Here is a 13,758-nt window from a genome sequence, read left to right on the forward strand (position 1 = left end):
TCAGAATTCCTGTGTGTGCAGCCAGTCCAGGAAGGCCTGCAGGGCGCGTCCCCGGTGACTGATGCGGTTCTTTTCACCCGCCTCCAGTTCGGCAAAGGTTTCCCTGTAGCCCTCCGGCCGGAAGACCGGGTCATAGCCGAAGCCCTTCTCCCCGCGGCGCTCCTCCAGGATGGCGCCCCGGCAGACCCCTTCAAAGGTGTGGGTGCTGCTGGGATGCACAAAGGCGACCACCGTACGGAACTGCGCGCCGCGGTCGTCCTGTGCCACTCCGGCCAGCTCCTCCAGCAGCTTGGTTACGTTGTCCTCGTCGCGGGCGTCCTGCCCGGCGTAGCGGGCCGAGTAGACGCCCGGTCGCCCGTCGAGGGCATCCACCTCCAGGCCGGTGTCGTCGGCCAGGGCAGGCAGCCCCGTCTCCCCGTGCACATAGCGGGCTTTCTTGAGGGCGTTGCCCTCCAGGGTGGGACGGTCTTCCTCCACCTCGCCCAGTCCCTCAAAGTCCGATGCCGGACGCAGCCGGATGCCCAGCGGCTTCAGCAGCTCGCGCAGTTCGGCGATCTTGTGCTCGTTGCGGGAGGCGAGGACGATGGTGTCCATGAGATTCAGGCCAGCTGGGTGTGATCGGGAATGCGACTCAGCTCCATGAACTCGCGGTAGCGTCCGTAGATCTCGTCCTGTGAAAGTTCGCGCAGACGCAGAGTGCCGAACTGCTCCACGCAGAAACTGGCCATGACCGATCCGAAGGTGACCGCGCGTCGCAGGTTGGTGGGCGAGAGGTCGTCGGTGTAGCCCAGCCAGCCTATAAGTCCCCCGAGAAAGGTGTCGCCGGCGCCCGTGGGATCAAATATGTCGACCACCGGGTAGGCGGGGGCGGAAAAAAATTCGTCCTCCGTGTAGAGCAGGGCGCCGTGCTCGCCCTTCTTGATAATAAGGCTGCTGGGTCCCATCTCCAGGATCTGCCCGGCCGCCTTGTTGAGGTTGGGCTCCTCGGTGAGCTCGCGCACCTCCGAGTCGTTGATCACCAGCATGTCAATGCGCGCAATGGTCTCGCGCAACTCTTCGGGCGCGCCCTCGATCCAGAAATTCATGGTGTCCATGATCACAAAATCGGGACTGTTGACCTGGTCGAGCACCTTGCCCTGCAGATCCGGCTGGATGTTGCCCAGGGCGACGAAGCGGGAGTCGCGGTAGGAGCCGGGGATTACCGGGTCGAAGTGTTCAAAGACGTTGAGCTGGGTGTCCAGGGTGTCGCGGGTGTTCAGATCGTAGTGGTATCGTCCCTTCCAGAAAAAAGTTTTCCCGGAGTTGTCCACCTGCAGCCCCTCCAGATCGATTTCGCGGTTACGCAGAAGATCCATGTCCTCCTCAGCGAAATCGCGTCCCACCACGCCCACCAGATTTACGGGATCGGTGAAATAGCTGGCGGCAAGCGAGATGTAGGTAGCCGAACCGCCCAGGGTGCGGTCTACCTTTCCAAAGGGCGTTTCCAGTCCGTCGTATGCCACGGATCCAACGACAAGCGTGCTCATGTACCTACCTTTTCTTGAGATTTTCGATGCGGCCTAAAGGTAACAAAATTTATGTATATTCCTGCCCCCGCGCCCCGGGAACCGCCTCAAATCCGGGCCGGATGACGCTCATACCCGACCACAGCGAGCCGACGTGACCCCCCACGATTTCATCGCTTTCCTGCAGGAACGCCTCGAGGAAAATCTCCCTGGGAAAACCTCCCAGGTGCGCATGGCGCCGGAACCGGTCGGGGAGGCGCCCGGCCGCAATATGGAGCCTCCGGACCACGCCGGCAGGAGCGCGGTGCTGGTGCTGCTCTTCCCCAATCCCGAGCGGGAGCTCGAGCTGCTGCTCACCCTCCGCAGCCGCGACATCGATCACGGGGGACAGATCTCTTTTCCGGGCGGACGGGCCGAGGAAGGGGAGTCCGCACGCCAGACGGCCCTGCGCGAGGCGCGCGAGGAGGTGGGGCTCTCCGGGGAGGGAATACAGATGCTGGGCACCCTGAGCCAGCTCTACATGAGCCCTTCCAACAGCCTCATCACCCCGGTGGTGGCCTACCTGCCGGAGCGCCCCGCCATGCGTCTCAACCCGGCGGAGGTGGAGGAGATCTTTGCCGTCGAGCTGGGCTCCCTGGCCACCAAGAAGAACCTGGAGGTGGAACAGTGGAACCTGAGCGAATACACCTACCGGGTTCCCTTCTGGAATGTGCACCGGGTGCCGCTCTGGGGCGCCACCGCCATGATGATCAGCGAGCTGATGGACCTCTTCCGGGAGTGGCGCAGCTGAGACAGGCGCTGCCGGAAGGAAGCGCTAGTCCAGCTCACCGGCCGCCTGCCGTGCGATCTCCATGCCGATGGCGATGCCCATGCCGCTGAGTCCGGCCGCCACGTGCACCCCGGGGCGGACCTGTCGAATTTCGGGGGTTTTGGTGGGGGTGAATCCCATAATGCCCGACCACTCGTACTCCACCGACCAGTCCTGACCGGGCAGCAGATGCTCGTTCACGAAAGAGACCAGGTGCGAGCGAATTTTTTTGTTGATCCCGAAGCGGTCTGTCTCTTCCTCCTCCATGGCGATATTTCGCGCGCCGCCTATGAGCAGCCGGTCGTCCACGCTGCGGAAATAGACGTAGCCGCGGTCGTGGTGAAAAATGCCGCGCCAGGGCAAATCCGGCTGCGGGTCGGTCACCATCACGTATCCCCGGGCCGGCGCCACGGAAACCTCGGGCAGGAGACGTCGGCTGAAGCCGTTGCAGGCCACCAGCACCCGGGACGAGGACCAGCACTGGCCGTCCTCCAGCACCGCCTCACCCTCCCCGACGGAGGCGACCGGGCTGTTCCACCTGATCTCGATGCCCTCGGCGGCGGCTCGCCGGACCAGGTGCTGCATCATGCGCCCCGGCCGCAGCGCCCCCTCCAGCCTGTTGCGGATGACCGGGTAGCCGTTCAGGGTGTCTTCGCTGTAGACCTGATTCTCGCCCGTAAGCTCCTTCAGCCATGCGTTAAATTCCTCGACGTGCTCAAGGGAATGCTCAAAAGCCTCCCGGTCGGTAAAAAAATCGCATCCCCCGCAGGCTTCATAGCCTATGGCCTCATCACCGAGCGTCTCGCGAAGCAGCTGCAGACCGCGGTAGCGGCGCACAATACGGCGGCCGATGTTTTCAGGGCTTTCCTTCTGCATGTCCGCCACGTGCTCCGAAATGGAGCCGATGCAGGCGAAGCCGGCGTTTCGCGTGCTCGCGCCCTCCGGCATGGCCCCCTTGTCCAGCACGATCACCCGGCTGTCGGGATGGTCGCGCTTGTAGAAGAGAGCGGCTGAAAGTCCTACGATACCCGCCCCTACCACGATCAGGTCGCAGGGTGCCAGAAAGGACTCTTTTTCCCAGAATGACGCCATAAAGTCTTTAAAGTCTTAAAGTCGAAAAGTCGAAAAGTCCGAAGTCGAAAAGTCCGAAGTCGGGAAGTCGAATAGCCCGAAGCCCGAAGTCCGAAGTCAGTTGGTCGGGGCGAGGGGGCGGAAGACCAGGCCGGCCATAAGGGCGGCCCCGGTGCGGAAGCACGCCTCATCGACGTTGTAGCGCGGGTGGTGCCAGGACCAGGTGCTGCCGGAGCGCTCGTGTCCGCTTCCCAGCAGGAAGAAGACCCCCGGAAAGTGCTGCTGGTAGAAGGCGAAATCTTCGCCGGCCATAATGGGATCGTCCATCCTCTTCACCTTCTCCTCGCCCAGCAGCTCCGCGGCGGCGCCCCGCAGCTCTTCGGTGGCCCAGGGAGTATTCATTACCGCCGGGTAGCCGTGGTTGAAGTCGAAAGTGTAGCGGGCGCCGGCCGACTCGGTCACGCCTTTGACGATGGACTCAATGCGGTTTCGGATCATGCCGGCCGTATCGGCCGAAAAGGTGCGCACCGTACCTTCCAGGGTCACTTTCTCGGGGATGATGTTGAAAGCGGTGCCCCCGTGGATGGAACCCACCGTCACCACGGCGGCCTCGGTGGGACGCACGTTGCGGCTCACGATGGTCTGCAGTTGTCCCACCACCTGCGAGGCCAGCACAATGGGATCCACCGCCTGGTGGGGATAGGCGGCGTGCCCGCCCTTGCCGATGATTTCGACGGTGAATTCGTCCGGCCTCGCCATAAAGGGCCCCTCCTTCACGGCGACGGTACCCGGTTCGTAGTGGGGGCTCGAGTGGAGCCCGTAGATCACGTCCACCCCCTTCTCCTGCAGGTAGCCCGTCTCACAGAGCAGGCGTCCCCCGCCCGGCAGCTTTTCCTCCCCCGGCTGAAAGACCAGCAGCACCGTGCCCTCGATCTCCTCGCGCAGCTCCGCCAGCACGCGGGCCGCGCCCAGCAGGTTGGCCGTATGGCTGTCGTGACCGCAGCAGTGGGCCACCCCCTCCTTCTGCGAGAGAAACTCCTGCTTGTGCTCGCCCTCCTCGCTCATGGCGAGGGCGTCGATATCGGCCCGCAGGGCCACCACGCGATCGGAGGAGCGCCCTCCCTCCAGCACGCCCACGCAACCGGTTTCCAGGGGGCGGTCGGCCGGGATACCCAGTTCCTCCAGGGCGTCCAGGATGAAGCGGGTGGTTTCGTGCTCCTGGTAACTCAGTTCCGGGTTGCGGTGAATATGACGGCGGTCGGCCACCATGCGGTCGAAGTGGACGTCCACCAGCTTTTGAATGCGATCCTTGTCCATTGCCTTAATGCCAAATATTGTTCATCATGGGCTGCGTACCGGCAATATAGAACACAGAGCTGAAAATACAGAATGCGCAACTATGCACGCGCGCTGACGTACGCGCAAGTGTATCCGCCGGCAATCCAACGAGGCTGAAGGAATTTCAATGAAAAACCGATTCACATCCTGGGAGATTGTACTGGCCGGGCTGGCCCTCACCTCCGTGGCCCTATTCCTGATGGCCCGCGCCGGTGACAACGAAAGCGTATCCCAGGCGAACGTCTCCCAGGTACCCGGTCACCCCGAAGCCCCCGAAGTTCCCCATCCCAACATGCCCGGCGCGGTGGTCATCGACCTGGAGCGGCTGGAGAGTCTACGCAGCCTGGGCAACCTGGAGAACCTGCGAAACCTGGGCAATATCGAAAACCTGGACATCCGACTGGAGAACCTGGAAGCGCTCATGGAGTCGGAATCGGAGGAAGCCACCGTGCGGACCCTGGAAGAGCTGCGCAAGCATCTCGAGGAGGCAGGCAAAGCCAACTTCCGGGTGCAGCTCCAGAACCGCAAGCTCTTCATCAACCGCAACTACAACGTGGAGCAGGCCAACTGGACCGAAGTCTCCCCCGGCGTCTACGTCTTCCGCCAGACCCTGGACACCGAAAACGTCCGTCGCCTTGAGCTGCTCATCGGTTTCGGCAATCTCACCATCGTAGGCAGCGAGAACGGCGGCGGCGAGCTCACCCTGAAGGCCACCGGCGACATCCCGGGTGCACAGGTGCTGGCCGAACAGCTCACCGTCGAGCGCTCCGAAGGAAGCGAGGGCAATGCCATCCGTGTGACCGGGGCCGAAGGCTCCGATTTGCGCAACCGCATCAACCTCAACGCCACCCTTACCGTGCCCCGCAGCCTCGCCCTTCAGGCGATCACGCGGGGGGGACACATCAACGCCAGCAACCTGGAGGGCAATCACTCCTTCGAGACCTCGGCAGGCCATGTGAACCTGTCCGCCGTCTCCGGCAGCACGGTCGTGCGCTCCAGCGGGGGACATATCATCGGCGAACTTCTCTCCGGGGAGGCCGACCTGAAGACCACCGGGGGACACATCCGCGTATCCGATTTCGACGGCTCCCTGGTGGCCCAGACCGGCGGGGGACACATCGATATGCAGTCTCTCAGCGGACAGGTGGAGGCGCGCACCTCTGGCGGCAACATCAACGCTTCGATGGCCTCGGCCGGCGGGCCCCTCTCCTTTACCACCTCGGCAGGCAACCTCACCCTCGTACTTCCTTCCGGCGTACAGGCCGATATCCAGGCCGACGGATCACAGGTTACGCTTGCGGAGGGATTTGCCTTCGACGGCACGCAAACCAACGGCTCGCTGGACGGTACCCTCAACGGCGGCGGCATCCCCATCACCCTTCGCTGCTCCTTCGGCAACATCGTCATCCGGCATGAGTGATTCCGGCGAGACGCCCGGCGTCGAGCGCACCGAAACCGGCGACGGATCCCATACCCTCTACTCCCGCCGTTTTTCCCAGCACTACCATAACCCTGCCGGGGCTGTGGCCGAAAGCCGGCACGTCTTTTTCGAGCACAGCGGACTCTACCGCCGCCTGGAAGCGGGGGGCGAAGCGCTTACCATCCTGGAGGTGGGTTTCGGCACGGGACTGAACCTGCTCCTGCTGCTGGAAGCCCTGCGCGAGCGCGGCCGGCCTGCACGCGTGGACTACGTGAGTGTGGAAGCCTGGCCTCTTGACCCTGACCAGGCCGCGGGACTGAACTACCCGGGGCTGCTGGACGTCGACCCCGGGCTGCTGCCCGGCATCTTCGCCACCCTAGAGCCCGGCATGAACCGCCTGCATCCTGCCGAAGGCGTGCATCTGCACCTGTGGCAGGGCGCCTTCGAGAACTTTGAGCCGGCGAAGCATGAGGGGCATCCGGCGCCGGGCCGATTTCATCTTCCACGATCCCTTCTCTCCCGACGTGAACCCGGAACTGTGGACCGGCGAAGTGTTCAGCAAGCTGCTTGCCTGGAGCGCCCCTTCGGCCGTGCTGGCTACCTACTGCGCCGCCTCGGCGGCCCGCGGCGCCATGTGCTGGGCCGGCTGGAAAGTGGCTCGTGCGCCCGGGGCCCTGGGCAAGCGCGAGATGAGCCTCGCCTCCCCCGATGCCTCCATGCTGGAGGGTTTCGAAAGGGTCAACGAAGAGCGCCTGGCCGCGCGCTACGAGGCAGGAGATTTCTGATACCGCTGTTCCCTACTCCATAAACAGCGCCGCGATGCGGCGGTGGATGTCGCCGTAGCCCACGCCGCCCATGTTCGCAATGATGGCCACCACCACCTGCTGTTCGGGGAAGACCACGAACTGCGTGGTGCCGCCCACCGAGCCGCCGCTGTGTCCCACCCAGGGGCGACCCTGTTCGTCCTCGCCGCTGCTCCAGCCGATGCCGTAGCCGGTGGACTCCCCGTCGGAGGTCTGCATGGGACGCCAGAGCTCTTCCACGGTGGTGCGCGTCAGAAAGCGGTCACCCATCATCGCCTGGCCGAAGATCAGCAGGTCCTCCGCCGTGCCCAGGTAGCCGCCCCCGGCCCACTTGTAGGAGTTATCCACGTAGGGGGCGTTCTGAAGCTGTCCCTCCTCGTTCTGCGCATAGTAGGCCGTACGGTGGTGAATGATGGGGGTGGTGTAGTCGGCTACGGTTTGCTGCATGCCCAGGGGGTCCAGCACCTCGCTGCGCATGTAGTCCAGGTAGGGGCGGCCGGAGGCTCCTTCGATGACCGCGCTCACCAGGTTCCAGCCGTAGCTGCTGTAGCTGTAGTCGCTGCCGGGCTCAAAGAGCAGGGTGTCCTCGCGGAAAATCGTAATGCCCTCGCGCACCGTGGGATAGTGCTCGTCGCTCATGAATTCATCGCCCCGGTAGTGGCGGATGCCCGCCAGGTGTCCCGCTACCAGGCGTGTGGTGATCGTATCCTTCTCCTTTTCCGGGAAATAGGGGACATACTCCTGCACGGGAAGATCCAGGTCGAGGCGGCCCGCCTCCATAAGCTTGCCAAGCGCGGCGGAGGTGATGGTCTTGGAGACACTACCAATGCGCATGCGCGTATAGGGCCAGACCGGCACGCGCTGTTCCACGTCGGCCCATCCGAAGCCCTCCGACCAGGCGGTGGCGCCGGCCACCGATACGGCCACCTGCACCCCGGGGATGTTCTGGTCGGCCATCATGGAGTCGATGAGGGCGTGCGCCCGGGTGGCGGCCGCCTCGTACCTTTCGTCCAGCGCCGGCAGGTCGGCCGGGTAGTGCTGGGCGGAGGCAGGCGGTACGAAAGCAGGAGCGAGAACCAGGGCCAGCAGGAGAGTGAGCGTCAGAAGCGAAGGAGTACGACGGGTAATCATGAGCTCTTCCGGTTGTTTTCGAGTTCGAGGAAACGCGCGAGGAGGCGTCCCAGGTACTTTTTGTGGTACATGCGGTAAATGTGGTCCATGTCGGCGATAATTACAAGCCGCTCCTTGCTGCGGGAAAAGGCCACGTTGAGCAGGCGGGGTACGGCCAGCCCGTTCTTCTCCTCATCGAAGGGGCGTACCGAGTAGTGCCGCCGGCGCCCGTGCTCCCACTCCCCGCTCATCACCGTGTCGAAAAGGATCACCTTCTTTTCGCGTCCCTGGAAAGTGTGGATGGTGCCCACCTCCACCTGGTCCAGTCCTTCGGCATAGAGCTCCCTGCGCAGGTCGTACACCGTGCTGCGGAAAGGCACGATCACCCCGATCTCCTCCACCGGCACGTGATGTTTCAGCACCAGGCGCTTGAGCAGTTTCTGCACCAGGGCCATATGCACCTCGTTGACGGGACTGAAGCCCCGACCCTCGTCCTTCTGCCGCAGCTCCGGCCCGTAGCGCCGGGTGTCCACCACATTCACGGTGGGAGCCTCATCCTCCCCGCTGCCGGCGGCTTCCTCCCCCGCCGCACCGGCCGTCTTGAGGCGCCCCTCGTAGAAGACGCTACTGAGCACCTCCGCAAGGTCGCGGTTCATCCGGTACTGCACGTCGAAAAAGGAGGTCAGCGGACGGTTGCGGTCGTGCCAGTCGAACAGCTCCTCGGCCCTCCCGGCGCCCGAGACCCAGGTAAAAATATCCTCTTCCAGGAAATCGCGTGCCTCCGGCTCGTCCGTCAGCGCGATGGGGGGCAGCTGCATGGGATCGCCCACCACCACGATGTGGCTGCGCGACTTGGAGGCCAGCACCATGAGATAGGGCAGGTTGGCCATGGAGGCCTCGTCCACCACCACGGCGTCGAAATGAAGCCCGTGAAACAACTCCGAGGTGCAGACCTTGGCCAGGGTGGTAGCCACCAGCTCGCGTTTTTCCAGTTCTTCGCGTTCGCTGACCTTCAGCATGCGCTCCAGCTTCTCCTCCAGGGCCTCAGCCCCCCCGTACTCCTCCAGCTGCTCACCCAGCGCGTCGATGCGGTCGTCGAGCACCTTCGGCACCTCCTCCCCGTGCTCCATCAGGTTGTCGATCTCCTTCTGCAGGTTGAGGAATTCGTCCAGAAGCCCGCTCAGTTCGCCCGCCTCCCCCTTTCGGCGCTCCTCCTCCCGCTCCAGCTGGGCGTCAAAGTGGACCTCCTCCAGGCGGCGGTCATCCAGGGCCACCTCCCCGAAACGGCAGATGCGGTCCAAGAGATGGTCCCGCTCCACGGCCTCCAGGGCGTCGAGGACGCTTAGCAGACCCACGTCCACCGCCCGGTTGGTGTTGGAGGCGAAGAGCACCTTTTTGCCCTTGACCAGGTAGTTGGCCATGATAAATCCCAGCGTGGAGGTCTTGCCGGTGCCCGGCGGACCCCAGACGTAGAGCACGCGGTTGCTGAGGGCCTTGCGGAGGGCCTCCGACTGGGCTTCGTTGCGGCTGCTGTCGTCCAGCACCCGCACCTCGCCCTCACCCGCGTGCTGCTCCGGGTCGGGTGAAAAAAGGCGGCCTATGCGCTCCTGCGCCTCCTCGTTCTCCGACAGGTACTCCAGCTCCCCCCGCAGCTTGCGCAGCACGAAATCGTTCTCCCACTCCAGGCTGATCTTCTCGATGGTCTCACCCAGGTTGTGGGGAAATTCAAGAACGACCTCGCGCTCCCCGTGCTCCACCGAATAGAGCGTCAGCTCCTCGTCGTAGCCCTCCAGCTCGCCGCGGATCTCCTCTGCGAAGCGCAGGGAGGTGTTGCGCGTTTCAAAGACGTAGTAGAATACCCCGGGCGGATGGTGCTCCCGCCGGCGTCCCCCGAAGAGCACGTCGCGGGAGGGCTTCTCGCGCACGGTGTCGATCTCAGACTCTACCGCCTCGATGGAGCGCGTCAGCAGTTTTTTGATGCTATCGGTCATTGGTGTTTAGAACAGTGCGGATTCAGGTCCTTACAATTTCTGATGGACGGAAACGGATCGGCCGCCGGGGATGGCAGCCTCCCCCTACTGGTCCCACAGCTCCGCCCGGATGGTATCGGCGCTCTTGGAGGCGATCTGGTACTCCACCCTGATCCGCCGCCGCTCGGGAATCTTCTCCTCCACCAGGGTGGCGCTCCGGGAAGTATACAGTATAAGATCGGTGTTGCGCACGAAGAGCGGCAGGGACTTCCCGTAGGAGGCCCCGGCCACGAAGGAGCCCTCGAAACGGATGCTGGTCTTGAGCTCGTCGATGATCTTGGGAATGCTCTTCTCCTCGGCCGCCACCAGGCCGATGGTCTCGATGGCGGCGCGGTCCACGATGGAAAGCAGGGTGTCGGGGTGCACCGAATAGACAATGGGCAGCAGGCGGCCGGTCTCCGCAAAGTCCCGGAAGGTATGGATGTGCTGCACCGGCACAAAGAGGGCGTCGTACTTGACCGTCTCGTTGTACTGGTTGGCCGTGAGCACCTTCGAACGCACCCCCACCTCGCGGCGGATGGCCTCGGCCAGCATGCCCCCCAGCTCCTCGGTATCCCCCACGGTGGCGCAGGTCTCGATGCGGTCGGGCCAGTCCATGAAGCTGAGCTGCTCCTGGAAGAGCTCGTCAATTTCAGATTCGTCCAGCCCGTAGCCGATCAGCTCCTCCAGCAGCCTGCGCATCTTTTCGGAGCCCACCTCCAGTCGGTCGGCCTTGTCGAGGGTGGTGGTCTGGCGCTCCACGATAAATCCGCGGCCCTGCTCCCCGCGGACCAGTCCCTCGTCCACCAGGATATGATACGCCTTTCGAACGGTGTGGAAGCTGGTTTCCAGCTGCTGGCCCAGCTCGCGGGTGGAGGGCAGCGTCTCGCCCACCTGGAACTGCTTGGTGGCGATCATCAGCCGGATGCGGTCGGCGATATATTTGGCGGAGGTTTTCACCCCTTCTTATCCACCATCTTCTTGAGTTCGGTGAGCAGCATGAGCGATTCGATGGGCGTCATCCGGTTGGGGTCGCAGGCCTCCAGCTTGTCCATGAGCTGCTCGATCCGGGGGTCAAGCTCCGCCTGAAAGAGGGACATCTGCTCGATCTGCTCCTGCTTGTCCATTTGTTGGGCCGCCTTACGGGCCGCAGCCTGCCTGGCCGCGGCGGCGGCCTTGCCATTTTCGCCCCCCTCCTTGAGGGTGCCGGCGGAGTCGGTCAGGTCGAGACTGTGGCTCTCCAGGTTCCCCAGGATCTCCCGGGCGCGCTCGATGACGATGGAGGGAAGCCCGGCCATATCGGCCACCTGTATGCCGTAGCTGTGGTCGGTGCCGCCGGGCACCAGCTTGCGCAGGAAGATCACCTTGCCCTCGTGCTCCTTCACCTGCACGTTGTAGTTTTTAATATGCTCGTAAAGGTTCTCCAGCTCGTTGAGCTCGTGGTAGTGGGTGGCAAAGAGGGTCTTGGCGGCCACCGAGGGCTGGTTGTGCAGGTACTCGGCCAGCGCCCAGGCGATGCTCAGCCCGTCGAAGGTGCTGGTGCCCCGCCCCACCTCGTCCAGCAGAATGAGGGAATTGCGCGTGGCGTTGTTGAGGATGTTGGCCGCCTCGTTCATCTCCACCAGAAAGGTGCTCTCCCCGGCGGCCAGGTTGTCGGAGGCGCCCACGCGGGTGAAGATCTTGTCCACCAGTCCGATGTGCGCCTTTTTGGCGGGCACGAAGCAGCCGACCTGCGCCAGCAGCACAATGAGGCCGGTTTGTCGTAAAATAATGCTTTTGCCGGCCATGTTGGGACCGGTGATGATCAGGATCTGCTCGTCCTCGTTCTCCAGGTGGATGTCGTTGGGAATGAAGGGCTCACCGGGCGGGAGGGTCTTCTCCACCACCGGGTGGCGCCCCTTGGTGATATCGACCACCTGGTCGTCGGCCATCTCCGGCTTGCAGTAGTTGTTGCGGAAGGCCACCTCGGCAAAGCTCTGCAGGCAGTCCAGCTCGGCCACCGCTCGGGCCACCTGCTGCACCTGCTCGGCGTATTCGGCCACCTGGCTGCGAAGCTCCTCGAAGAGCTCGTACTCCAGGGTTTTGCTGCGCTCCTCGCTGGAGAGGATCTTCTCCTCCACCTCCTTCAGCTCCTCGGTAATGTAGCGCTCGGAGTTGACCAGGGTCTGCTTGCGCGTGAAGTGGTCGGGCACCTTCTCCTTGTGGGTATTGGTGACCTCGATGTAGTAGCCGAAGACCTTGTTGTAGCCGATCTTGAGCGAGCCGATGCCGGTTTCCGCGGCCAGCTCCTCCTTGATCTTTTCGATGTACTGCTTGCCGTTGCGGGCGATGTCGCGCAGCTCGTCCAGCTCCTCGTTGTAGCCGTCCCGGAAGATGCCGCCGTCGCGCAGACTGGCGGGGGGATCCTCCTGTATGGACTCCTCGATCAGCTCCTGCAGCTCGTCCAGCAGGGGAAGACGCCCGCGCAGGTCGTTCAGCAGGGGCTCGTCCAGCCCCTGGAACTGCTCCTTCACGAAGGGCACGCGCAGCAGCGAACTGCTGAGCGCCGCCAGGTCGCGGGCGTTCGTGCGTCCCACGCAGATGCGGGAGATGAGCCGTTCCAGGTCACCCACCTGATCCAGTTCCTCCCGAAGGTTCTCCCGCGCCTCGTGGTCCCCGTTCAGCGCTTCCACGGCGTTGAGGCGTGCCACGATGGGCTCGAGGCGCTTGAGGGGACGCATGATCCACTTGCGCAGCATGCGGCCGCCCATGGCCGTGCATGTGCGGTCGAGGATGGAGATGAGCGTGCCTTCGGTGCCTCCCTCCTGCAGGCTGGTGACCAGCTCCAGGTTACGCTTGGTGGAGCCGTCCAGGGACATGTACTCATCGTCCTCGTAGGCATAGAGCCGTCGGATGTGTCCCAGCGAAGCCTTCTGGGTCTCCTGGACGTAGTGCATGAGCGCGCCGGCGGCCACCTGTGCGGTCTCCATACCCTCCACGCCGAAACCCTTCAGGGAGTGAGTCTCGAAGTGATCTGTGAGCAGCTCGTAGCCGTAGTCGCCCTCGTAGACCCAGTCTTCGACATAGGTGACGTTGTAGCCCTCCAGTCCCTCCGGCAGACTGTTCTTGAGCCTGCGGGGGAGCAGCAGCTCCGAGGGGGTGACAGACTGCAGCAGGTCGCCCAACCGCTCTTTGGGGGTTTCCGACAGGCCGAACTCCCCCGTGGAGACATCGGTGAAGGCCACCCCGACCGTGCCGCCCGACCAGTGCACCGCGGCGGCGTAGTTGTTGCGTTTGTGCTCGAGCAGTTTCTCCGACATGGTGACGCCGGGAGTGGTGATCTCGGTCACCTCCCGCTGCACCACCTTGCGGCCGGCACTCTTCGCCTCGGAGGGGTCCTCCGTCTGCTCGCAGATGGCCACCCGGTGTCCCAGCTTGACCAGCTTGGGGAGATAGGTGTCGAGGGCGTGGTAGGGAAAGCCCGCCAGCAGGGTCTGGTCGCTGCCGTTGTTGCGCTTGGTGAGGGTGATGCCCAGCTCCTCGCTCACCGTTTCGGCGTCGTCGGCGAAGGTCTCGTAGAAATCTCCTACCCGGAAGAGCAGAATAGCCCCCTCGTGCTCCTCCTTGATGGCGTGATACTGCTGCATCAGGGGGGTTAAAGACTTGTTCTTGGGACTCATCTGGGCGGTTTGCTGGGTTCGGGAGGGTGCATCGG

Annotated in this window: 11 protein-coding genes; 3 read left to right on the forward strand and 8 right to left on the reverse strand. The window is 63.7% G+C overall.

The genetic code is table 11. From position 1 onward, the window contains the following. A complete protein-coding gene (gene rdgB, locus U5K31_06495) occupies window positions 1-594 on the reverse strand; it encodes an RdgB/HAM1 family non-canonical purine NTP pyrophosphatase (GenBank protein ID MDZ7772370.1) in 594 nt (197 codons plus the stop codon). 5 nt (window positions 595-599) lie between these two features. Continuing rightward, complete coding sequence (locus U5K31_06500) at window positions 600-1,526, reverse strand: PfkB family carbohydrate kinase (GenBank protein MDZ7772371.1); 927 nt, start codon at window positions 1,524-1,526, stop codon at window positions 600-602. A 133-nt stretch (window positions 1,527-1,659) separates the two neighbouring features. On the opposite strand from U5K31_06500, the gene U5K31_06505 reads away from it, so the two are divergent. Continuing rightward, entirely contained in the window at window positions 1,660-2,295 is a 636-nt protein-coding gene (locus U5K31_06505; protein ID MDZ7772372.1) for a CoA pyrophosphatase, read from the forward strand. Between the two features lie 24 nt (window positions 2,296-2,319). On the opposite strand, the gene U5K31_06510 is transcribed toward U5K31_06505, so the two are convergent. Both U5K31_06510 and U5K31_06515 read right to left on the reverse strand, forming a co-directional pair. Then, window positions 2,320-3,405: an FAD-dependent oxidoreductase gene (locus U5K31_06510; GenBank protein MDZ7772373.1), complete on the reverse strand. Its 1,086-nt coding sequence runs from the start codon at window positions 3,403-3,405 to the stop codon at window positions 2,320-2,322. A gap of 96 nt (window positions 3,406-3,501) precedes the next feature. Further along, on the reverse strand, window positions 3,502-4,701 hold the full coding sequence (locus U5K31_06515; GenBank protein ID MDZ7772374.1) for an amidohydrolase: 1,200 nt from the start codon (window positions 4,699-4,701) through the stop codon (window positions 3,502-3,504). A 148-nt stretch (window positions 4,702-4,849) separates the two neighbouring features. On the opposite strand from U5K31_06515, the gene U5K31_06520 reads away from it, so the two are divergent. Continuing rightward, the gene (locus U5K31_06520) at window positions 4,850-6,142 is read left to right on the forward strand and encodes a DUF4097 family beta strand repeat-containing protein (protein MDZ7772375.1); all 1,293 of its coding nucleotides are present in this window, start codon (window positions 4,850-4,852) and stop codon (window positions 6,140-6,142) included. 467 nt (window positions 6,143-6,609) lie between these two features. Continuing rightward, the gene (locus U5K31_06525) at window positions 6,610-6,927 is read left to right on the forward strand and encodes an MnmC family methyltransferase (protein ID MDZ7772376.1); all 318 of its coding nucleotides are present in this window, start codon (window positions 6,610-6,612) and stop codon (window positions 6,925-6,927) included. Window positions 6,928-6,939: 12 nt separating this feature from the next. Here the strand turns inward: U5K31_06525 and U5K31_06530 are convergent, their stop codons facing one another. The 4 genes from U5K31_06530 to mutS all read right to left on the reverse strand — a co-directional run bounded on the left by U5K31_06530 (window position 6,940) and on the right by mutS (window position 13,723). Next, window positions 6,940-8,076: a serine hydrolase domain-containing protein gene (locus U5K31_06530; protein MDZ7772377.1), complete on the reverse strand. Its 1,137-nt coding sequence runs from the start codon at window positions 8,074-8,076 to the stop codon at window positions 6,940-6,942. After that, window positions 8,073-10,046, reverse strand: coding sequence for an AAA domain-containing protein (locus U5K31_06535; GenBank protein ID MDZ7772378.1), 1,974 nt, complete (start codon window positions 10,044-10,046; stop codon window positions 8,073-8,075). The genes U5K31_06530 and U5K31_06535 overlap by 4 nt, the downstream gene beginning before the upstream one ends. Window positions 10,047-10,130: 84 nt before the next feature. Further along, on the reverse strand, window positions 10,131-11,024 hold the full coding sequence (locus U5K31_06540; GenBank protein ID MDZ7772379.1) for a GntR family transcriptional regulator: 894 nt from the start codon (window positions 11,022-11,024) through the stop codon (window positions 10,131-10,133). Beyond that, window positions 11,021-13,723 (reverse strand): DNA mismatch repair protein MutS, encoded by a 2,703-nt coding sequence (mutS, locus tag U5K31_06545; protein ID MDZ7772380.1) that lies wholly within the window; start codon window positions 13,721-13,723, stop codon window positions 11,021-11,023. Before mutS ends, U5K31_06540 begins: the two co-directional genes overlap by 4 nt. Window positions 13,724-13,758 lie beyond the last annotated feature (35 nt).

The sequence above is a fragment of the Balneolaceae bacterium genome (assembly GCA_034521445.1).
Lineage (GTDB): Bacteria > Bacteroidota > Rhodothermia > Balneolales > Balneolaceae > JAXHMM01.

Bases quoted from the DNA above. Each gene is read 5' to 3' on its own strand.
- rdgB (MDZ7772370.1), bottom strand. From the start codon at position 594: ATGGACACCATCGTCCTCGCCTCCCGCAACGAGCACAAGATCGCCGAA.
- U5K31_06500 (MDZ7772371.1), bottom strand. From the start codon at position 1,526: ATGAGCACGCTTGTCGTTGGATCCGTGGCATACGACGGACTGGAAACG.
- U5K31_06510 (MDZ7772373.1), bottom strand. From the start codon at position 3,405: ATGGCGTCATTCTGGGAAAAAGAGTCCTTTCTGGCACCCTGCGACCTG.
- U5K31_06515 (MDZ7772374.1), bottom strand. From the start codon at position 4,701: ATGGACAAGGATCGCATTCAAAAGCTGGTGGACGTCCACTTCGACCGC.
- U5K31_06520 (MDZ7772375.1), top strand. From the start codon at position 4,850: ATGAAAAACCGATTCACATCCTGGGAGATTGTACTGGCCGGGCTGGCC.
- U5K31_06525 (MDZ7772376.1), top strand. From the start codon at position 6,610: ATGAGGGGCATCCGGCGCCGGGCCGATTTCATCTTCCACGATCCCTTC.
- U5K31_06530 (MDZ7772377.1), bottom strand. From the start codon at position 8,076: ATGATTACCCGTCGTACTCCTTCGCTTCTGACGCTCACTCTCCTGCTG.
- U5K31_06535 (MDZ7772378.1), bottom strand. From the start codon at position 10,046: ATGACCGATAGCATCAAAAAACTGCTGACGCGCTCCATCGAGGCGGTA.
- mutS (MDZ7772380.1), bottom strand. From the start codon at position 13,723: ATGAGTCCCAAGAACAAGTCTTTAACCCCCCTGATGCAGCAGTATCAC.